Source organism: Streptomyces olivaceus (genome assembly GCF_000721235.1).
Taxonomy (GTDB): Bacteria; Actinomycetota; Actinomycetes; order Streptomycetales; family Streptomycetaceae; genus Streptomyces; species Streptomyces olivaceus.
In genome coordinates this window covers 1-22,689 of the sequence record NZ_JOFH01000024.1, presented here as the reverse complement: position 1 = coordinate 22,689, position 22,689 = coordinate 1, and the positions used below count along the sequence as shown (strand labels likewise).

Sequence of the window (22,689 nt, the reverse complement as noted above, 5' to 3'; positions counted from 1 at the left end):
GGTCACCGGTCGGGGTCTGTCTTCAGGTCCGTGCCGTGAGGGCGTCGCTGAAACTGCGCACCGTCGGGTTGTCGATGAGTACCTGGGCCGTGAATCCGCCGAACCGTGCCCGGATCTGCGTCATCATCCGGACAGCCGCCAGCGAGTGGCCGCCGAGTTCGAAGAAGTCGTCGTTGACGCCGATGCCGTCGACGCCGAGGAGTTCGCTCCAGATCTCGGCGATCGCCTTCTCGTCCGCCGAGGCCGGCCTCTCGTACGGCACGCTCAGTTCGGGCCTGGGGTGGCGACTGCGAGGCTGCTCGGGTGCGGTCCGGCTCAGGCGGGTCCACTGGTCGAAGCGCTGCTCCAGCGGCCCGGTGGAGACCGTCAGCTGACGTACTCGGTCGGCCGCCGACAGGCAGCGCTCCAGGACCTCGCACCCCTCGGCCGCGTCGTAGAAGTAGTCCTTCATCGTGACGCCCAAATCGCCGTGCGGGTCCTCGCCGAGGTTCCAGGTGTCCCAGTTGACCGGCAGCCACTTGTGCGTCCGCCCGGCGGCGAGGACGCGCGCGTAGGCGTCCATCGCGGCGTTGGCCGCGGCGTAGGGGCCGTAGGCGACACCGCCCAGCACCGACGCAAGCGACGACATCGTCAGGCGTACGGGGGCCTCGTCGGGGTGCAGCAGCCGGTGCAGCACCCGCAAGCCGCCCACCTTGACGCGGAAGTGGGCCTCGCACACCTCGCGGCTGACGCTCGGGGCCGTACCGAAGTAGCTCCGCCCCTGGACGCCCGCCGCGTGGATGACCGCGTCCACGGTGCCGAACCGTTCCCTGGCCGTCGTCAGCGCCCGCCGCATCTCCTGGTGACTGGCCACGTCCGCCGCGAGCACCAGGACGCCCACTCCGCGGGACCGCAGATGCCGCACGGTCCGGATGCGGGTGGCCGTCACGTCGTCCTCGGGGTGGGTGTCCAGCCATGTCCCCCACTCGTCCTCCGGCGGCAGCGCCCGCTTCGTCACGAGCACGAGGTCGCAGGAGCGCGTGACGGCGAGGTGGTCCGCGACGACGGACGCCACCGTCCCCAGGCCGCCGGTGATCAGGACGGTGGAGCCGACCGGCAGCGACCGCCGGACGTCCGCCACCGGGCCGACCCGGACGGGTGCGAAGGTCCGGACCCAGCGTTCGGCACCACGCAGCGCGGCCGGGTCCGTGGGACCGTCCGCCGCGGTCTCGGCCAGGACCGCGTCCACGAGGGCGTCCGGGCGGCCGTCGCCGTCCCGCGTCCCGGCGTCGACGTCGAGGAGCCGGCAGGTGATGTCACCGAACTCCTGGTTGATCACCGGCTGAAGCCCCGACAGGGTGGCCTGGCCGGGGCGGTGGAGGTCGCCTCCGGTCACCTCGGCGGAGTGCTCGGTGCACAGCAGCAGGTCCACGGGGCCGGGTTCGGCGCCCTGCGCCAGTGCCCCGACCAGGGCGCGCACCGAGTGGAAGCCGAGGCGCTGCTCCTCCGCGAACACCGCGCCGGCGGGCTCGTCGGGAGTGTCCGACAGGCTCAGGGCGTGCACGACGCTGCGCGGGCGGCCCAGCTCGGTGACGGTCCGTTCGAAGTCCGCCCGCGAGCAGGGACCCACGTCGAACACCGGTAGGCCGGACGGGTCGGGGGCCGGGTCGTCCGGTGCCGTCCCGGCGCGCAGCAGGACCACCTCGGCCCCGGCCTCGGCGAGGCGCCGGGCCACGGCGTGCCCCCGCTCCTCGCCCGCCACCACCCACCACGGGCCGCGCTCTCTGAGAAGTGCGGCGTCGGGGTGGGCGAGCAGCGGCCCGGAACGCCACGCCGGGCAGGAGAACCAGTCCGCCATGTCCGGTGTCCGGCCGCCGCTCGTCGGCGGACCGGCCGGCAGGAGCCCCGGAACACCGGCCGCGGGAGCGTCCGGCGGGTCCAGGAAGAACTGCCCGCGTTCGAAGGGGTACGTGGGCAGCGGCACCCTGCGCCGTGGGTTCTCGTGCAGCGCGGACCACTCGACGCCGTCGCCGCCCAGCCAGTGTCCGACGGCGGCCCGGGGGTCGGCCGGCCGGTGGCTCTTCCCCGACGGCGTCACCGGGCCCGCCGTCTCGAGCCGGTCCGGGTCGCCCAGGGCGCGCACCGCGTCCTCGGCGTCGGTGCACACCACCGCCGCCCGGTACGGGAAGGCGGTGCGGCCCGCCTGCAGGGTGAACGCCACGTCGGCCAGCTCGCCGTCGTCCGGCGCCGTCCGGCGCAGGAACGCGCGCAGCTCCCGCGCGGCCGCTTCCAGCGCGGTCCGCGAGCGCGCCGACAGCACCAGCGCCTGGGGGCCGGACGCGGGCGGCGGAGCGGGCCGCCGCGGCGCCTCCTCCAGGACGACGTGCACGTTCGTGCCGCCGGCGCCGAAGGAGTTGACTCCGGCCCGCCGCGGGTGCGGGGGACGGGGCCAGGGGCGGTCCTCGGCCAGGACGGTGAAGCGGTCGCCGGACGATTCGATCGCCTTGTTGGGCGTCCTGTATCCCCGGGTGGCGGGCAGCACCTTGTGGTGCAGGGCGAGGGACGCCTTGATCAGCCCGGCCACGCCGGAGGCCCGGTCGAGGTGCCCGATGTCCGGCTTGAGCGACGACAGCACCCGCGGAGTGTCCGGGACCCCCGGGTAGGCGCGGTCGACGGCCGCCAGCTCGATGGCGTCGCCCAGCCGGGTGCCGGTCGCGTGGCACTCGACGTAGCCGACGGTGCCGGGGTCCACGTCCGCCACCGCGAGCGCGTAGCCGATCACCGCGCTCTGGCCGTCCACCCCGGGGGCGGAGAAGCCGGCCCGTGCGGCGCCGTCGTTGTTGATCGCGCTGCCGAGGACGACCGCCCAGATGTGGTCGCCGTCGCGCCGGGCGTCGGCGAGCCGCTTCAGGGCCACCACCGCGACGCCGTTGCCCATGACGGTGCCGTCGGCGTCGGCGTCGAGGCTGCGCACCACCCCGTCGGGCGAGGTGATGGAGCCCTCCTCGAAGCGGTAGCCCACCGGCAGGGGGTCGAAGATCGCCGCTCCGCCGGCCAGGGCGACGTCGCAGTCGTACGTCAGCAGGCTCTGCGCCGCCAGGTGCACCGCCACCAGCGAGGTGGAGCAGTTGGTCTGCACGCCGACCACCGGTCCGGTCAGGCCGAGTTTGTAGGCGACCAGCGCGCACAGGGAGTCGGAGGTGGTGCCCATCCCGTACTGCTCGAGAGTGATGGTCGCCATCACCTCCGGCCGGCCGAGCACATGGCGCATGCCGTACTGGCTGGGGGCGACTCCGCCGAAGACGCCCACCTGCCCCGGCACCGCGTTCGGACCGTACCCGGCGCCCTCCAGCGCCTCCCAGCAGCACTCGAGGAACATGCGGTGCTGCGGGTCGGCGACCTCCGCCTCGCGCGGGCTGTAGCCGAAGAACGCGGCGTCGAACAGCCCGGTGTCCGCGAGCGGCGCCCCGCGGCGCACGTACCGGGGGTCGGCCTGTACGGCGGGCGCCACCCGGGCGGCCGTCAGTTCCTCCTGGGTGATCTCCCTGATGCCGCCGGTGCCCCGGGTCAGGTTCTCCCACAGCGCGCCGGTTCCGCCGGCGCCGGGGAAGCGGCCCGCCATCCCCACGATGGCCAGGCGGCCTTCGTCGTCGCTCATGCGCCCTCCGTCTCCTGGGGCCTGGCCCGCTTCAGGCCGCGCCTGCGGCGCTCGCTGCGGGCTTTGTCCTCGGCCGCCGCACCCGCCGCTCCCGGCCCGGCGGCCGGCCCGGGAGCCAGCAGCTCCGCCAGGCGCGCGACGGTCGGTGCTTCGTAGAGCACGTGCGGGGCCAGTTCGTCGATGTCGAGCCGCCGGCGGATCCGGGCCGTGACCTCCATGCCGATCAGGGAACTGCCTCCCAGGTCGAAGAAGTTGTCGTCGGCGCCGATCTCGCCGAGTCCCAGCAGGTCGGACCAGACCTCGGCGATCACCCGCTGGGTCTCGCCGGACGGCGGCACGAACGCGGTCACCAGGTCCGGCCGGGGATGGCGGGCGCTCGACTCGGGCCCGGGGCCGCGCCCGCCGACGAGGGCGACGGTGAAGTGCCGGCTGAGCCGCTCCATCTCGGAGAAGTCCTGGGTGTTGGCCACCACGTAGGGCTCCTCCTGCGCCAGCGCCCTGAGCAGCAGTCGCCATCCGGCGTCGAAGTCGATGCCGAACTTCTGCCGGTTGGTGCGGAAGAACTCCTGGACCTCCGGGTCGTATCCGGCGAGCCCGGCCGACCAGGCGTTCCACTGCCACTCGCCCCAGCCGACAGTGAGGGTGCGGCGGGTGCCGCCGTCGGCCCTCGCGGCGTCGGCGCAGGAGTCGAGGAAGGCGTTGGCGGCGCTGTAGTCCACCTGTCCCGGGCCCCCGCCGGTCGCCGACGTGATGGAGGAGAACAGCACCAGGAAGTCCAGCGGTACGCCGTCCAGCGCGCTCTCCAGCGCCAGCGTGCCGCCGATCTTGGGGGCCATCACCTTCCGCATGTCCGCGGTGGTCTTGAACTGCATCAGCCCGATGCCCGGCAGGCCCGCCGCGTGCACGACCCCGTGCAGGGCGCCGAAGCGGTCGAGTGCCGTGCGCACCGCGCGCCGGGCGTCCTCGGCGACGCTCACGTCACCGGTGACCACGGCGACCTCCGCGCCCAGTTCCTCCAGCCGCAGGACCCCGCTCAGCCGGCGCCGTACCTCGTCGCCGGCGGCCGGGTCGGCGAGCGCCGCCCGCCAGGTCTCGCGCGGCGGCAGCCCGGTGCGGCCGAGCAGCACCAGCCGGGCCCCGGGGCAGTCCCCGGCGAGCCGTTCGGCCATGGCGAGACCGATGCCGCCGAGGCCCCCGGTGATCAGGTACACGCCCCGCTCGCGCAGCACGGCCGTACGGTCGGCCGCGCCGCCGGTGGCCGTGTCCGGCAGGGTCTCGTAGTCGGGCAGCCAGCGCCTCGCGTTGCGCAGCGCCACGACGGGTTCGCGCTCGCCGTCACCGAGTTCGGCCGCGATGCGGGCGGCCAGGGCCTCGGCGTCCGCGGGAACCGGCTCCACGTCGATGAGGCGGCAGGACACCTCCGGGTACTCCAGTGGTATCCCCCGCACGGGCCCGCTGAGGGTGCTCAGTTCGGGCCGGATGCGTTCGGTGCCGGTCACCGACCTGGTGCCGCAGGTGACGACGTCCAGCGCCCACTTCTCCGCACCGACGTCGGCCGCGGCCGTGGCGACGGCCACCAGGGTGTCGCTGCCGTGGACCAGCGCCGTCTCGACCTCCTGCGCGCCGGGCAGGGGCCCCTCGCCCGCCGGCAGGCCGAGCGTCCAGAGGTGGACCACCCGTTCGGGCAGTCCGCCCTCGTCCCGGAGCCGGCGCATCAACTCACGGATCTGCCCGGTGTCGCCAGGACGGACCCGGTACTCCCCGTCCGCCCCGCCCCGTTCCCCGTCGTCGAGCGCGGGGCGGACGGTCACGACGCTGCCGCCCGCCTCGGTGAGCCTGCGCACCAGGGGTTCGCAGACGGCGTCGGCGGCGCCCTCGTCGGTGAGGACCAGCCAGCGGCCGGCGGGCAGCGCACCCGGGCGCGGAGCGGTCTGCCGCCACACCGGGGCGTGCAGCCACTTGTCCTCGGTCAGCAGCGGAAGGGGCGCCCGTTTGACGTCGTCGAGCCGCACCTCGCCGCCCGCGGCACCGACCGGTGCGGCCTGTCGTGCGGTGGCCGGGCGGCCCCGGCCCGCGGCGGGGGCGAGCCAGTACTCCTCGCGCTGGAACGGGTAGGTGGGCAGCGGAATCCGGCGCGGCGCACGGCCGTCCTGGTACGCGTCCCAGTCGATGTCCGCCCCGGCCAGCCACAGCCGGGCCACGGCCTCGGCGACCACGAGGTCGTCGGGGCGGCTCTCGGCGTCCGCGGGAAGGGTCGGTACGACCAGCGGCCAGCGGTCGCGCGAGCAGTCGGGGTGGACCCGGGCCATGGCGCCGAGGGACTGTCCCGGCCCGATCTCCAGCAGGGCCGGTTCCGGTTCGGCGAGCAGCCGGGCCAGGCCGTCGGAGAAGCGGACGGTCGAGCACATGTGCCGGGCCCAGTAGGACGGGTCGGCGACCAGGTCGTGGGTGACGGGCTCACCGGTGAGATTGGAGAGGTAGGGCCGCCGCGGTGCCGCCGGCGTGAGGTTGGCGGCGCACCACGCGGTGAGTTCACCGGCGACGGGCTCCAGCATCCGGGTGTGGAAGGCGTGGGTGGTGGCCAGCTTCCGGCCGGGCAGACCGGCGCCCTCCAGCCGGGCGGCGAAGGCGTCGACGGCCTCGCACGCGCCGCCGACCACCGTCATGTCGGGCCCGTTGATCACCGAGATGTCCAGGCCCTGGTCCTCGACGGGGCCGAAGCGTTCGGCGATGGCGGCGGGCGAGAGCGGTACGACGATCATGGCGCCGGCCGGCAGGCCCGCGATGAGCCGGGCCCGGAAGGCGACCACCTTCAGCGCGTCGGGCAGGCTCAGCACGCCCGCGAGGCAGGCCGCGACGTACTCCCCCACGCTGTAGCCGAGCATCGTGGCCGGTGTCACGCCCCAGCTCGTCATGAGCCGGGCGAGCGCGTAGTCGACGACGAACGCGGCCGGCTGGGCCATCTCGGTGCGGGCGAGGTCGGCGGCGTCCTCGTCGGCCTCGCCGGAGGTGTCCCGGCCGAGGAGGGCGGCGAGGCCGTCCTCCGCTTCCTCCGGCCGGCGGCGCGGCCCGGTCAGCAGCCGGACGAGGTCGGGGCCGAGCGGATCGCCGAGCAGGTCGGCGCACTCGTCCACCGCGGCCCGGAACACCGGCTCCCGGCGGTACAGCTCGCCCACCATGCCCGGGTACTGCTCACCGACACCGGCGAACAGGAAGTCGACCGGGCGGTCCGGTACGGGGTCGGCCCGGCGCAGCACGCCCTCGGCCGGGGTGTCGGAGGGGGCGAGCAGTCCGTCCAGCGTGTCGGTGACCAGGACCCTGCGGTGCTCGAAGCGTTCGCGTCCTGCCTGGAGGGTGAAGGCCACGTCACGCGGCCTGAGCGGCTCCGGCGCGGTCCGCAGGCGCGCGCGCAGCCGGTCGACCGCCTGGTCCGCCGCCGGCTCGCTGCGCGCCGACACCGGCAGGATCTCGTGGCGGCGGCCGGAGCCGCCGTCGTCCGCCGGAGCCGGTTCGGGCGCTTCCTCGACCACCACGTGGACGTTGGTCCCGCCCATGCCGAGCGAGTTGACGCCCGCGATGCGGCTGCGGCCCTCCTCGACCCGCCAGGGTGCGGCCTCCGCGTTGACGTGGAAGGGGCTGTCCGCGAAGTCGATCTCGGGGTTCGGTTCCCGGAAGTTGAGACTCGGGGGGATCGTCCGGTTCTTCAGCGCCAGGACGGTCTTGATCAGACCACTGGCCCCGGCCGCCGCACCGAGGTGGCCGATGTTGGTCTTGACCGAGCCGACCGGGCAGTACTGCTTGCGCTCGGTGTCGCCGAAGGCCCGGGTCAGCGCGGCGATCTCGATGGGGTCGCCGAGGGGCGTCCCCGTGCCGTGCGCCTCCACGTACCCGATGTCCTCGGCGGTGACCCCGGCCACCGCCATGGCGTCGGCCACGACGTTGGCCTGCCCCACGACGCTGGGGGCGGTGTAACCCACTTTGAGGGAACCGTCGTTGTTGACCGCCGAGCCGCGGATGACGGCGTGCACCGTGTCGCCGTCGGCGAGGGCCGCGTCGAGCCGTTTCAGCAGCAGTACGCCGGCGCCGTCTCCGAACAGGGTGCCCTGCGCGCCCGCGTCGAAGGCGCGGACCCGGCCGTCGGGCGACTCCATGCCGCCGGGAAGGTACTGGTGGCCCACCCGGTCGGGTATGTGGATGCCGACGCCGCCCGCGAGGGCCATCTCGCACTCCCCGCCGCGCAGGCTCTGGCAGGCCAGGTGCAGAGCGACCAGGGAGGTGGAGCAGAACGTCTGCACCGACATGCTGGGCCCGGTGAGGCCGAGCCGGTAGGAGACGTCGGTGGCCAGGGAGTCCTTGTCGTTGCCGATGACGGTTCCGTAGACGTCCGCCTCACCGGCGTCGGCCAGTTCGCCGGCCTGGAGCAGCAGGTAGGTGCTGAAGTTGGCGCCCGCGAAGACACCGACGCGGCCGCGCCCCCGGCTCGTGCCGTAGCCGCCGCTTTCGAGCGCCTCCCAGCAGCACTCCAGGAACAGCCGGTGCTGGGGGTCGGTCCTGGAGGCGTCGCGGGGGTTGTAGCCGAAGAAGCCCGCGTCGAAGGAGCGGATGTCGTCGAGGACCGGACGGGCGGGCACGTAGGCCGGGTCCTGGATCTGCTCGGGGGTGAGGCCGGAGGCGAGGAGTTCCTCGTCCGAGAACCAGCTGACGGACTCCACCCCGTCGCTGAGGTTGCGCCAGAAGGTGTCGATGTCGGGCGCTCCGGGGAACCGGCCCGTCAGTCCGACGACGGCGATGGGCACCGTGCCGCCGGACCCGCCCGCCCCGGCGGCCACCGGGGGCCGGGCGGGCTCGGGGTGCGGCGTCCCGGTCCGGTCGGCCGCACCGTCGATCACCCGGGCCATGGCGTGCACCGTGGGCGCCTCGAACATGGTCACCGGCGAGACGGTGACGCCGAACTGCTCCCGTATGCGCTTGACGAGCTGGAGCACCATCAGCGACGTGCCGCCGAGGTCGGTGAAGTTGTCCCGGGCGCCGACCCCTTCGACGCCGAGCAGTTCCCCCCAGAGTTCGGCGAGCGCGCGCTGGGTGTCGCCGGACGGCGGGACGTACTGCTGGGCCAGTTCGGGCCGGGGGAAGCGGTCGACGGCCGGGCCGGACGGGGCGGGGGCGGGGGCCGTGCGGCGCTCCACCCACTCCTCCAGCCGCGCCGGCAGGTCGCCGGCGCAGACGACGGTGCGGGGCAGCGGACGGGACAGGACGGTGTCGATCGCGTCCAGCGCCGTGCGCTCCGTGAGGGAGTACCGTGCCAGCGCGCCGCCGTAGGGGGCCGACTCGCTGAGCCCGGCGGCGGTGGACGGCCAGGTGTCCCAGTTGACGGCCAGCCAGCGGGTGGCGTCGTGGCGGTGCCGGTGGACGACCGCGTCCAGGAAGGAGTTGGCGGCGGCGTAGCTGCCGAAACCGATGCCGCCGAGCACCGCGGACATGGAGGAGAACAGCAGGCAGAAGCCGACGGGGACGTCCGCGAGCACGCGTTCCAGGACCAGTGCGCCGTCCGTCTTGGCACCGAAGTGGGCGTCGCGTTCCTCCGGGCCGAGCCCGGACAGGGGGCTCAGGGTCGTCGGGTCGGTGACGGCGGCCAGATGCAGGACTCCGTCGAGGCGGCCGTGGCGGGCGGTGATGTCCGTGACGACGTCGCGCAGCCGCTGTTCGTCGGTGACGTCGGCGGCCACCGTCTCCACCCGCACGCCCCGTTCCTCCAGCCTGCGCAGGCCGTCGGCACGGGCGCGCACCGCCGGGTCGGTGATCCTGTCCCAGGCGGCGCGGGGCGGCAGGGCGGCGCGTGCGGTGAGGACGAGCTTCACGCCGTACGTGGTACCGAGGTGTTCCGCGAGGAGCAGGCCGACCGGGCCGAGGCCGCCGGTGATCAGGCAGACCCCGTCCCTGCCGGGCAAGACGGGCTCCGGCGCCTCCTGCCGGTCGGCCGGCACGTGGTCGAGGACCAGCCGGGTGCCGTCCCGGAGGGCGACGATCCGGTCGTCGGCGCCGAGTTCGCCGTACAGCGCGTCGGCGTACTCCTCCTCGGCGCCGGGCCGCGGCACCAGGTCCACCGTGCGGACGCGGAGGGCGGGGTATTCCTGGGGTGCCACCAGGCACGGGCCGAAGACGGTGGCCCGCTCGGGGACGGGCCGGTCGTCGTCCAGCACAGCGCGCGCGGAGTCGGTGACGACGAGGAGGGACACGGACAGGCCGGCGTCCCCGAGGGCCGCGGTCAGCGCCCGTACGGCGTCGAAGCCGGTCTCCCGGGTGTGTGCCGGGTCGGCGAAGGCGCTGTCCAGTCCCCACAGGTGGATCACGGCGGCGGGTGCGGGGGCGGTGTCCAGCAGCCGCCGGTACTCGTCCTGGTCGCCGGTGCGGACCTGCCGGCCGGGCGAGGTGCTCCCGGCCGGCCGCAGGAGAAGGGTCTCCCGGCCGGCGGCGGCCAGGCGTGCGGCGAGCGCGTCGGCGACGCCGCGGTCGTCGGCGAGGAGCCAGACGGGGCCGTCGGCCGGTTCGGGAGCCGCGCCGAGGGGCCGTTCGGTCCACTGCGGCACGAACAGTCCGGCACCGGGCCGCTCCTCGGTCTCCGGGTCCGCGGAGCCCGCCTCCGGGGCCGGCTGCGGGGCCGGCTGCGGGGCGGCGGGGTGTTCGGCGGGGGCGGCGTCGATCCAGTACCGCTCGCGCTGGAAGGGGTACTGCGGGATCTCGGTCCTACGGGGGTTCCTGGCCTCGTGGTAGGCGTGCCAGTCGACGTCCACGCCGGCCAGCCACATGCGGGCGAGCGCGTCGGTCAGCACGGCCTGGTCGGTCTCGGGGTCGGCCTGCGCGGGCAGCGTCGGCAGCAGCAGCGGCCAGCGCTCGCGCGGGCAGTCGGGGTGGTTGCGGGCCATGGCCCCCAGGGACTGGCCGGGACCGATCTCCAGCAGGACGTCCTCGCCGTCGGCGAACAGATGGCCGAGCATGTCGGAGAACCGCACGGTGCGGCACATGTGCTCGGCCCAGTAGCCGGGGTCGAGCAACTGGCGCTCGGTCACGGGAGCGCCGGTGACGTTGGACAGGTACGGGATGCGCGGTGCCTTCGGGCGCAGTTCGGCGCGGGCCCAGGCGGTGAGCGCGGGGGCGGCCGGCCGCAGCGTCGCGGAGTGGAAGCCGTGGGTGGTGCGCAGGGCGCGGGCGGGGACGCCTTCGGCGGTGAGCCGCGCGGAGAGGTCGGCCACCGCGTCGACGGGCCCGGACAGCACGGTGAAGGCCGGGCCGTTGACGGCGGCGATGTCCACCCCGGTGTCGGCCAGCGGTCCGAAGCGCTCGTTCAGCTCGGTGACGGACAGCGGAACGGCGGTCATCGCACCGGCCGGCAGCTCGGCGATGAGCTGGGCCCGGAACGCCGTGAGGGAGGCGGCTTCGGTCAGCGTGAGGCTGCCGGCCAGACAGGCGGCGGCGAACTCTCCGACGCTGTAGCCGAGCAGGACCCTCGGGGTCACGCCCCAGGCCATCAGCAGCCGTCCGAGTGCGTAGTCGGCCGTGAACATCGCGGGCTGGACGATCTCCGTGGCGTCGCTCCCGGCAGGGCCCGCGGGCTGCTCCGCGCGGCCGAGGAGGCCGGCGAGTCCGGTCGAGCCGGTCTCGCGGTCGCCGAGGAGGACCGCCACCGGGTCGGTGCCCAGCAGGCCGCGGAAGATCTCGGCGCACTCGTCGACCGCGTACCGGAAGACGGGTTCGTCGCGGTACAGGCCGCCGATCATGCCCCGGTAGTGCTCTCCGACCCCGGCGAGCAGGAAGCCGGTCCGCCGTCGGGCCGTGTCGCGGCGGGCGAACACCCGGTGGTCGGCGTCCTCGCCCAGCGCCCGTACGGCGTCCTCGGCGGAGGAGACGACCGCCGCGCGGCGGTGCTCGAAGACCGCGCGGCCGGTCTGGAGGGAGTAGGCGACGTCGGCGAGGTGGTCCCGACCGGCCTCCTGCCCCGCGGGGGCGTCGTGCAGGTCGCGCAGGGAGGCCGTCAGCCGATCGGCCGCGTCCCGGGTCCGTGCGGACCAGACCAGCAGCTGCCGTTCGCGCGGCGCGGGTCGTACGCCGGGATCGGGCGCGGGGGCCTCCTCCAGTACGACGTGGGCGTTGGTGCCGCCCATGCCGAAGGCGCTGACGCCGGCCCGGCGCGGTACCTCGCGGCGCGGCCACGGGCGCAGGCTCGTCACGACCTCCAGCCGGCCGGCGGAGCGCGCCAGCTGGGGGTTGGGGCGCTCGAAGTGGAGGGTGGGGGGCAGTTCCTCGTGGCGCAGCGCCATGACGGTCTTGATCAGCCCGGTGACACCGGCCGCCCGGTCGAGGTGGCCCACGTTGCTCTTCACCGACCCGATGGCGCAGCGGGTGACGCCGTCGACGTCGAAGACGCGTTGCAGCGCCGCGATCTCGATGGCGTCGCCCAGGTTGGTGGCGGTGCCGTGCGCCTCGACGTAGTCGATGTCGCCCGGTGCGAGGCCCGCGCTGGCCAGTGCCTCGGCCATCACGGCGGACTGGCCGCGGACCCCGGGGGCGGTGAAGCCGACCTTGTTGGCGCCGTCGTTGGTGACGGCCCAGCCGCGGATGACGGCGTGCACGCGGTCTCCGTCGGCGAGCGCGTCCTCGAGCCGGCGGAGTGCGACGACCCCCACTCCGCTGCCGACCGGGGTGCCCTGGGCGGAGGCGTCGAAGGCGCGGCACCTCCCGTCCGGGGAGGACATGCCCGCCTCCTGGTGGAGGTAGCCGACCCGGTGGGGCACGAACACCGACACACCGCCGGCCAGCATGAGGTCGGCCTCGCCGCTGACCAGGGCGGTGCAGGCGAGGGACACCGCGACCAGCGAGGTGGAGCAGTAGCTCTGCACGGTGTAGCAGGGGCCGGTGAGGTCGAGGGCGTAGGCCGTCCGGGTCGCGAGCGAGTCCTTGTCGTTGGCGAGGCCGATCTGGGTCTCGCCGGCGCTCTGCACGAGGTCGGGCCGGGTGTTCAGGTTGTTCAGCATGTACCAGCTGATGCCGGTGCCGCCCACCACGCCGATGGTGCCGTCGAAGCGCGCCGGGTCGGTTCCGGCGTCCTCCAGGGAGTGCCAGGCGCTCTCCAGGAAGAGGCGGTGCTGCGGGTCGAGGAGCTGCGCCTCCTTGGGGGTGTAGCCGAAGAAGCCCGCGTCGAAGAGGTCGACGCCGTCGAGCACCGATCCGGCCCGGACGTAGGAGGGGTCCCTGAGGAGCGTCTCCGGGACGCCGGCGGCCCGGAGTTCCTCCTCGGTGAAGCGTGTGATGCCCTCCTTGCCCGACCGGACGGTGCGCCAGAGGGCACCGACGTCGTCGGCTCCCGGGAACCTTCCCGCCATGCCGACGACGGCGATGTCGGTCCCCGGCTCCGCGTCCTGCGGCTCGTCCTGGTTCGTCTGCCGATTCACTTGCCCGTCCTCCTGCGCTTGTTGGCCGAGGCCGCGGCCTGGGAACGGCGTCGCCGCCCGCGTGCCGTGCCGTCTTCCTCGATGTCCTCGTGCCGGGCCGAGGCCTTCTCGTCGCTCGTGCCGTCCGCGCGGGACGCGTCGAGGAGCCGGGCGAGCTGGGACACGGTGGGGTGTTCGAAGAGGCTCGCCGCGGCCAGCTCCAGGCCGAATTCGGCTCCCAGGCGGTTGACCATGGCCAGCCCGACCAGAGAGGTGCCTCCCAGTTCGAAGAACGGGTCGTGCACGCCCACCTGCCGGACGCCGAGCAGTTCCTGCCACACCTGGGCGACCCTGCGTTCGGTGTCGGTGCCCGGGGCGGTGTACGGGACCCGGAGTTCCGGCCGCGGCTGGCGCTGTTCGAGGTGTTCCCCCGAAGCTCCGGCGGGACGGAGCGCGCCGGGGTCCGTCAGGGACCGCATCGTGGCGACGAGGTCCTCCAGCGGCTGGTTCAGCGCGTAGAGGTGGGCGGGGCCGGATGCGACGGCGCGGTCGAGGGCGGCGGCGCCCTCCTCGTCCGTGAAACCGAACTCCTCCCGGCTCCGCCGCGCCCGTTCCAGCAGTTCGGGCGCGGCGGCGTACGCCTGTGCCTGCCACCGGTCGTGCTGCCAGGCGCCCCAGCCGACGGATACGACACGTTGCGCGACCCGCCCCGCCCCGTCCTCGGCGACCGCGAAGGCGTCGAGGAAGGCGTTGGCCGCCGCGTAGTCGCCCTCTCCGTGTCCGCCGACCGCCGTGACGGTGGAGGAGTACAGGACGAGCAGTTCGCAGGGGGCCTCCCGCAGCGCCTCGGCCACGGCGAGGGTGCCGGCGACCTTGGGGGCGAGGACGGCGGCCGCCTCCTCCTTCGTCTTGCTCTGCAGCAGTCCGCCGCCGGGGACGCCCGCGGCGTGGACCACGCCGTCCAGGTCGCCGAAACGTTCGCGCACGGTGCGGAAGGCCGCGGCCGCCTGGGCCGGGTCGCTGATGTCCGCGGCCACGGGCAGTACCTCGGCGCCCGCCGCCTGCAGCTGCCTGACGGCCAGCAGGACGGTGCTGATCCGGTCGTCGGACCGGTGGGTGTCCAGCCACCAGTCCCACATCCCGGGTTCGGGAAGCTCCGTCCTGCCGATCAGGGCCAGCCTGGCGCCCGTCGGGGCGAGCCTGCGCGCCAGGGCCAGGCCCAGCCCACCGGTTCCACCGGTGATGGCGTAGACCCCGCCCGGGCGCCACACCCGGTCCTCGGCCACGGCCGGCGGATGGACCGGTTCCAGACCCGGCAGCCAGCGGCGTCCGCGACGCCAGCCGCTGAGTACGGCGTTGTCGCCCGGCTCCCACGGGCCGAACTCGCGCAGCAGCTGTCCGGCGGCCCGCTCGGGTGCCTCCGCCGGCGCGAGGTCGACACAGCGGCAGTGGATCTGCGGGTACTCGACGGTCAGGGAGCGGGTCAGCCCCACGACGGGGGCGGACAGTGGGTCCACCGTTTCGCCGCCGAGGATGTCGAAGGCGCACGACAGCGCGACGACGATCTCGACGGTGCGGCCCGGCATGGTCCGGCCGATCGCCTGCACCAGCCACAGCAGGCTGTAGAGGCCCTCGTCCAGGGCGCTGTGCGGGTCCCGTCCGGTTCCGTCGGCGGACGCCCGGTCGTGCCCGAGGGTGTGGACCACCCGCAGCGGTCCGGCCGCTGCGCCGGTCGCCGCCGCGCCGGACGCCCCGCCCGGCTCGGTCCGTCGGGTCGGTTCGCCGAGTTCGGTCAGGAGACGCACGTAGTGCTCGGGCACGGCCGGATCGAGGGTGACGCCGTCGTCGCCGGACGTGTAGTCCGGGCCGGGGCCGACCCGCACGACCCTGTTCCCGTCGGACTCGGCGCGCTCGGCGAGGGCCGCTCCGAGTCCGCCCGGTGCGGCGAGCACCAGCACGGTCCCGGGGCGCGACGGGGCGGCCGGGGGCGCACTGTCGTGGCGGCGCCAGGTGGGGGCGAGGAAGCGCGTGCCGCGCTCGCCCGGGCCGGCGCCGGACACCGGTTCCGGCGCCGTCGGGGCGGGCGTCGGCCAGTACTTGGTCCGCCGGAAGCGGTACGTCGGCAGCCGCAGCAGCAGCCGCCCGTCGGCGGGGGCAGCGGACCAGTCCACCGGGCAGCCCAGCTGCCACAGGGCGCCCAGTGCGGTCAGCCACGCGGTGCGGCCGGCTCCTTCGCCCGCCGCGGAGAGCGGCCGGACCACCGGCGCCGATGCGCTCGCCGCGTCCGCGCTGTCCCCGGCCCGGACGGCGCCGGGGACGCCCGCGTCCGTCGTCACCAGGACGTCGGCGTACCCGGCCAGGACGAGGGCGTCGCCGTCCCCGGTCTCCCGCTCCGTGGCCGCCTTGACCCAGTACCCCGGGTCGGTCGCCTGCTCGGCCGTGACCGGTTCGCCGGTGGCTGCCGAGACCAGGCCGGTCCGCGGCGCCCGGAACCCGGTGGCGCCGAGGCGGTCGGGGTCGACGGCCAGGGACATCGCGTCGGCCAGGTCGCACACGTCGGCCAGGCAGGCGGCCACGTACCGTCCGGTGCCCCGTCCGAGCAGCACGGACGGACCGATCCCGTAGGCCGCCAGCAGCCGGGCCAGCGCGTAGGACACGGCGAACGCGGCCAGGACGCCCTCGGCGTCGCCCGCCATGCCGGCCGCCGCGCCGTCCGGGACGGTGCTGCCGGTCTCCCGCGCGGGCCGCTCCGCCACGCCCAGCGCGTCCAGCAGATCGACGCCGAACGCGCGGTCCGCCGTCTCGGCGCACGTGTCCAGGGCCTCGCGGAAGACCGGCTCGGTGCCGTACAGGCCGGCGACGCCGCCGGCCGGTGCCGGACCACCGTGCAGCACCAGCCCGGTACGGTGCTCCCGCTCGGGTGCCGGGGACCCCTGGAAACCCGCGTCGGCACGCAGCCGGGCCACGGCGTCAGCGGTGTCGCGGCACACCAGGGCCCGCCGGAGCGGGAAGGCGGTGCGGCCGACGCGAGTGGTGAAGGCCACGTCCGCGAGGGCCTGTTCGGGGTGCGCCTCCAGGTGGTCGGCGAGAGCGGTCGCCGCCTCGCGCAGGCTGTCGGCGTTGGTCGCGGAGAGGGTGATGAGCTCGTCCGCGGGGCCGGGCCCGGCGGCCGGGGCGCCGGGGCGCGTCTCCGGGGCCTGTTCGAGTACGAGGTGGATGTTGGTGCCGGACCAGCCGAAGGAGTTGACTCCGGCCCGGCGGAGGGCGCCGGGGGTGTCCCGGGAGGGCGGCAGGGGCTGCCGTCGCTGTGCCGGGCGCACCGGTCCGTCCAGCGTCACCTCCGGGTTGGGCTGCTCCAGGTGGAGGTTGGCGGGCAGTTCACCGGCCCGCAGCGCCAGGACCGTCTTGATCAGACCCGCCATGCCGGCCGAGGTGAGCAGGTGGCCGACGTGGGACTTGACCGCGCCCACCATGAGGGGGTGGTCCGCCGAGCGGTCGCCGAAGACGTCGCGCAGGGCGCTGAACTCGATGGCGTCGCCCAGACTGGTGCCCGAGCCGTGCGCCTCCACGAAGCCCACGTCGTCGGGGCCGAGGCCCGCGTCGGCCAGGGCGGCGCGCACCACGGACGCCTGTGCCGAACGGCTGGGCGCGGTCAGGCCGTTGCTCTGCCCGTCCTGGGACATGGCGGAGCCGCGGATCACAGCGTGGCCCGTCCTGTGCTCCCGTTCGCTGTCCCGCACCCGTTGCAGGACGACCGCTCCGGCGCCCTCCCCCGCGACGAACCCGTCCGCGCCGACGTCCCACGTCTTGCAGCGTCCGTCGGCGGACAGCATGCTCATCTTGCAGGCCTGGACGATCGCCTGGGGGTCGATGATGGCCGAGGCGCAGGTCACGACGGCGAGGTCGCACTCCCCCCGGCGCAGGCTCTGGATCGCCATGTGGGTCGCGGTGAGCGCGGAGGAGCACGCCGTGTCCACCGTCATGCAGGGGCCGCGCAGGTCCAGGTGGTAGGCGATGCGCCCGGCCGCCGCGCTGGAGGACAGTCCGAGGAAGAAGCTCGGGTCGTCGAAGCAGCCCTCGCCCTCCGCGTCGAGCTGCCTGCGCTGGTACTGGTTGGAGTCGCCGAGTCCGACGAAGACCCCGGTCCGGCTGCCGCGCAGCCGTTCGGACGACAGGCCGGCGTCCTCCAGCGCCACCCAGGCGGTCTCCATCAGCAGCCGGTGCTGGGGATCGAGCCGGCGCGCCTCCTGGGGCGTGCAGCCGAAGAACTCGGCGTCCCACTCCGCGAGGTCGGGGACGAAGGAGGCCTTGCGGGTGTAGGACTTGCCCGGCACGCCCTTGCGGGGGTTGTAGTAGGCGTCCATGTCCCAGCGGTCGGCGGGGACCTCGGACGCGGTGTCCACGCCCTCCAGCAGGTTCTGCCAGAACCGTTCCGGGGTGTCGGCACCGCCGGGGAAGCGGCAGCTCATGCCGACGACCGCGATCGGCTCGTCGGACGCCTCGACGGTGACGGCTTCCGCGGGCGTCGGTGCCGCGACCCCGTCCGCCAGCTGCCGGTGCAGGTGGCGGGCGAGAGCCAGGGGCGTGGGGTGGTCGAAGGTCAGGGTGGCCGGCAGCCGCAGGCCGGCGGCCTGGGAGAGGCGGTTGCGCAGCTCGACGGCGGTCAGCGAGTCGAACCCGAGTTCCGTGAAGGGCCTGACCACGTCCACCGTGGCCCCCTGCGCGTGCCCGAGGACTCCGGCGGCCTGATGGGCCACCAGGTCCAGCAGATACCGCTCCTGTTCGGGGGTGGTGAGGCCGGCGAGCCGTCGCCGCAGGTCCTGCGAGCCGCTCGGCTCCGCCGCGCCGCCCGCCGTGCGCCGGCCGGCTCCGGCCGGCCGGACCAGGGCGCCGAGGAGGGGCGGCACGTTTCCGGTGCGCGCCAGACTCCGGAGGTTCAGCCTGGCCGGCACCATCACCGGCAGGTGGTGCGCGAGGGCCGCGTCGAAGAGGGCGAGTCCCTCCTGCGGTGTCATCTCGGCCACGCCCGAGCGGGCGAAGCGCTCACGGTCGGTGCTGCTGAGCCCACTGGTCTGTCCGCTGCCCTGTCCCCACCAGCCCCAGGCGAGGGAGACACCCGGCAGGCCCGCGTCCCTGCGGGTCCGCACGAGGGCGTCGACCGCGGCGTTGGCGGCGGCGTAGTTGCCCTGTCCGGGGCTGCCCAGGACGCCGGCCGCCGAGGAGAACGCGACGAAGAGGGCCAGGTCGTGCTCGCGGGTGAGTTCGTCGAGGTGGTGGGCGGCGTCCACCTTGGGGGCGAAGACCCGCCGGGTCCGCTCGGCGTCCAGCGCGCCGATCACTCCGTCGTCGAGGGTGGCCGCGCAGTGCACCACTCCGGTCAGCGGGTGGTCCTGCGGTACGGCAGCCAGCACCGCCGCCAGGGCATCGCGGTCCGACACGTCGCAGGCGACCAGCTCGGCGTGTGCGCCGGCGGCCTCCAGTTCCTCTCGCGTCCCGGCCGCGCCGGGCGCGTCGGCGCCCCGCCGGCTCACGAGCAGCAGCCGCCGCACTCCGTAGTGGCTCACCAGGTGCCCGGCCACGAGGCGGCCGAGATCACCCGTGCCGCCCGTGAGGAGCACCGTGCCCCGGGGATCCAGCGGCCGGCCGACGGTGACGACGATCTTCCCGGTGTGCCGGGCCTGCGCCATGTACCGGAAGGCCTCGGGCAGTACGCGTACGTCGAAGACCGTCGTCGGCAGGGGACGCAGCACCCCCCGCTCGAAGAGGGCGAACAGCTCCGCCAGGATGTCCGCCACCCGGTTCATGCCGGCGTCGAGCGCGTCGTACGCCCGGTAGCGGACGCCGGGCCGCAGCGGGGCGATCTGCTCCTGGCTGCGGATGTCGGTCTTGCCCATCTCCAGGAAGCGCCCGCCGTCGGCGAGCAGCCCGAGCGAGGCGTCGACGTACTCCCCGGCCAGGGAGTTCAGGACGACGTCCACGCCCCTGCCGCCCGTGGCCGTGCGGAAGCGGTCCGCGAACTCCAGGGAGCGGGACGAGGCGATGTGCTCCTCGGGGACGCCCAGGTCCCGGAGGACGGGCCACTTGGGCGGGCTGGCCGTGGTCAGCACCTCGGCACCGAGGTGCCGGGCGAGCTGGAGCGCGGCCATGCCGACGCCGCCCGTGGCCGCGTGGATCAGCAGCGTCTCCCCGGGCCGGAGGCCGGCCAGGTCGCACAGCCCGTAGTAGGCGGTCAGGAAGACCACCGGGACGGTCGCCGCCTGGGCGAACGACCAGTCCTCGGGCATCCGGACCCAGCCGCGGCGGTCGCTGGTCACCTCGGAGCCGAAGGCGCCGAGGCCGATGCCGACGACGCGGTCGCCGGGCACCAGGTCGGTGACCCCGGAGCCGACGTCCAGGACGACGCCGGCGGCCTCGGTACCCAGCAGTCCGGCGTCGCCGCCGGCCATGCCCAGTCCCGCGACCACGTCACGGAAGTTGAGGCCGGCGGCCCTCACCGCCACCCGGATGTGCCCCGGGGGCGGGCCGTCCGTGACGTCCTCGCCGGCCAACCACTCCAGGTTCTCCACGGATCCGGCCGAGCGCATGCCGACACGTACCGCGGGCCGCTCCTCCCCCGCGGGGGCCAGCGCCCGCGGTGAGAGGGGGAGCACCGCCGAGCGTGCCGTACGGACGAGCCGGGGAACGTGTGCGCCGTCCGGACGCAGGGCGAGCTGGGGCTCGTCGGCGGCCAGCAGCGCCGCCGCCAGGGAGGCGGGCAGCTCCGTGCCCCCGGCCACGTCGAGCAGCGTGATCCGGCCGGGGTGCTCCGCCTGGGCCGCACGCACCAGCCCCCACACCGCGGCGGCTCCCTCGTCCACCGGCTCGCCGGGCGCCGTCGCCGCACCGTCCGTGGTCAGGACCACGAGGCGGGCGGCGGCGAGGGCTTCGTCGGCCGACCAGCGCTGGACGGCGTGCAGCGCCTCGACGGCCGCCGTCCGCGCCCCCTCCGCTCCGCTGCCGCGCGGCGCCTGCCAGAAGACGACGTCCGGGTGCCCGTGCGGCGGGGCGGTGGCCAGTGCGTGCGCGTCCTCGCCCCACACCGTCCAGGACTCGTCCGGCGCGGGCCCGGAGGCGGTGCCGAGGGGGCATGGCTGCCAGGTCTGGTGGTACAGCTGGTCGGCGTGCGCGGACGGACCGCTCAGCCCTCCGTCCGGCAAGGGCCGCAGGGTCAGTGCGTCCACCGCCAGTACGGGCTCACCGGCCGGGTCGGCGATGTCCACCCGGACGGCCGCGTCGTCGACCGCCGTGATCCTGACCCGGGCCCGGAGCGCGCCCGTGGCATGCAGCCGCAGGCCGGACCAGGCGAACGGCATCCAGGGCGCGCCGTCCTTGGTGCCGGGCAGCACGTCGCCCAGGACCAGGGCGTGCAGCGCGGCGTCCAGCAGGGCGGGATGGATACCGAACCCGTCGGCGTCCGCGCGGCCGGCCTCGGGCAGGGACACCTCCGCGTAGACCTCGCGGTCGCGGTGCCAGGCGGCGTCGAGTCCGCGGAAGACGGGCCCGTAGGCCAGGTCCCGGGCTTCCAGGTCCTCGTAGGCCCGGTCCACGGCGAGGGCCTCGGCCCCCTGGGGCGGCCAGGTCGTCGCCCAGCCGTCTGCGGAGGAGGAGGCGCCGGGCGCGGAGGCGCGGGACGCGGAACCGCCGGGCGCGGAGGTGAGCGTGCCGGTGGCGTGGCACGTCCAGGAGTCGTCGTCGCCCTGGGAGCGCGCGTGGACCGTGAGGCCGCGGGAGCCGTCCGGTGCCGCGTCACCGACGCCGACGCGCAGCTGGGTCTCGCCGCTCTCGTCCACCACCAGCGGTACGTGGATGGCGAGTTCCTCCAGGACCGGGCAGCCCGCTTCGTCACCGGCCCGCACGGCCGCCTCCGCCAGGCAGGCCCCGGCCACCACCACGTGGCCCCGCACCCGGTGGTCCGCGAGCCACGGCTGTTCCTTGAGCGACAGCCGCCCGCTGAGTACGAGGGCGCCGGTGTCGGGCACCTCCACCGCCGCGCCCAGCAGCGGGTGGCCGAGGCCCGACAGGCCGTACGCCCGGGCGTCGCGCGGCCGTTTGCCGCCGGTCAGCCAGTAGCGCTCCCGTTGGAAGCCGTAGGTCGGCAGGTCCACCGGCTCCCGTGGCCCGCCGTCGAAGACGGACGGCCAGTCGACGCGGACGCCGCGGACGTACAGGGCACCGGCCGCGAGCAGGAACTGCTGTCGTCCTCCCTCGCCGCGCCGCAGCGTACCGGTGGTGACCACGGGCCGGTCGGGCGCGTCGGCCACGGTGTCCTCGATGCTGGCGGTGATGACGGGGTGCGCGCTCACCTCCACGAACGCGTCGAAGCCCCGCTCCAGCAGCAGGCGGGTCACCTGCTCGAACCGCACCGGTTCGCGCAGGTTCCGGTACCAGTACCGGGCGTCGAACGAGGTGCCGTCGAGCACGTCGCCGGTCACCGTGGAGTAGACGGGTATGTCGCCGGGCCGCGGTGCGACGGGGGCGAGGACCTCGAGCAGTTCGTCCTCGATCGACTCCACGTGCGCGGAGTGCGACGCGTAGACCATTCCGGGAATCACCCGGGCCCGGACGCCGTCGGCCTCGCAGGACGCCACGAAGTCCTCGACCGCGTCCGTGTCACCCGAAACGATCACGGAGGCCGGGCCGTTGACCGCGGCCACGCCCATGGCTGCCTCGCGGGCCCCGACGCGCTCGCGCACGGCGTCCGCGGACAGTGCCACCGACGCGATGCTTCCCCGTCCGGCCAGTTGCCCGGTGACACTGCTGCGCAGCGCGGCGACACGCGCGGCGTCCTCCAGGGACAGCACGCCGGCGACGCACGCGGCCGCCACCTCACCCTGGGAGTGCCCGGTCACCGCGTCCGGTTCGACTCCGACGGAGCGCCACAGTGCCGCCAGCGACACCGTGATCGCGAACAGCGCGGGCTGCACGACCTGGTCGAGCGGCGGGGCCTTGGGCGCGCCGCGCAGCACGTCGATCAGGGACCAGCCGGTGTGGGGTTCCAGGGCCCGGGCGCACTCCTCCAGCCGCGCACGGAACACCGGTGAGGACTCGGCCAGTTCGATGCCCATGCCGAGCCACTGGGAACCCTGCCCCGGGAAGACGAACACCACCCGGCCGCGCTCCAGGGCGAGCAGGTCGCCGGCCGTCGTAGCCCCGGGGGCCGGCTCCGACCGCTCCACCGCTTCGAGCCCCGCCACCAGCTCGTGCCGGTCCCGGCCGGTCACCACGGCGCGGTACGGCAGGGACGCCCGGCCGGTCGCGAGCGTACGTCCGACGTCGTCGGCGCTCAGCTCCGGGCGGTCGCCGGCGAAGGACGCCAGCCGTCCGGCCTGGGCCCGCAGCGCGGCGGGCGACGCGGCCGAGACGACCCACGGCACCACGTCCCGCACCGGATCCGCGGGAGCGGTCTCGTCGGCCGCCGTCTCGGCGGGGGCCGCCTGTTCCAGCACGACGTGGGCGTTGGTGCCGCCCACTCCGAAGGAGGAGACGGCTGCGCGGCGGGGACGCCCCGTCTCCGGCCACGCCACCTCCTCCGTCACCAACCGCACCGCACCCGAAGACCAGTCCACCCGCGAGGACGGAACATCCACA

3 protein-coding genes are annotated in these 22,689 nt (G+C 75.1%); all 3 read right to left on the bottom strand.

The window, feature by feature from the left end; translation table 11 throughout:
• Positions 1-22: 22 nt before the first annotated feature.
• Genes IG94_RS0125435 through IG94_RS43655 form a run of 3 tightly spaced genes read right to left on the bottom strand, consistent with a single transcriptional unit; the run spans position 23 to position 22,667 of the window.
• Complete coding sequence (locus IG94_RS0125435; protein ID WP_031041593.1) at positions 23-3,637, bottom strand: SDR family oxidoreductase; 3,615 nt, start codon at positions 3,635-3,637, stop codon at positions 23-25.
• Positions 3,634-13,083, bottom strand: a complete 9,450-nt coding sequence (locus IG94_RS0125430; protein WP_031041591.1) for a type I polyketide synthase — start codon at positions 13,081-13,083, stop codon at positions 3,634-3,636. Before IG94_RS0125430 ends, IG94_RS0125435 begins: the two co-directional genes overlap by 4 nt.
• Positions 13,080-22,667, bottom strand: a complete 9,588-nt coding sequence (locus tag IG94_RS43655) for a type I polyketide synthase (RefSeq protein ID WP_282916621.1) — start codon at positions 22,665-22,667, stop codon at positions 13,080-13,082. Before IG94_RS43655 ends, IG94_RS0125430 begins: the two co-directional genes overlap by 4 nt.
• Positions 22,668-22,689 lie beyond the last annotated feature (22 nt).

Bases quoted from the DNA above. Each gene is read 5' to 3' on its own strand.
- IG94_RS0125435 (WP_031041593.1), bottom strand. From the start codon at position 3,637: ATGAGCGACGACGAAGGCCGCCTGGCCATCGTGGGGATGGCGGGCCGC.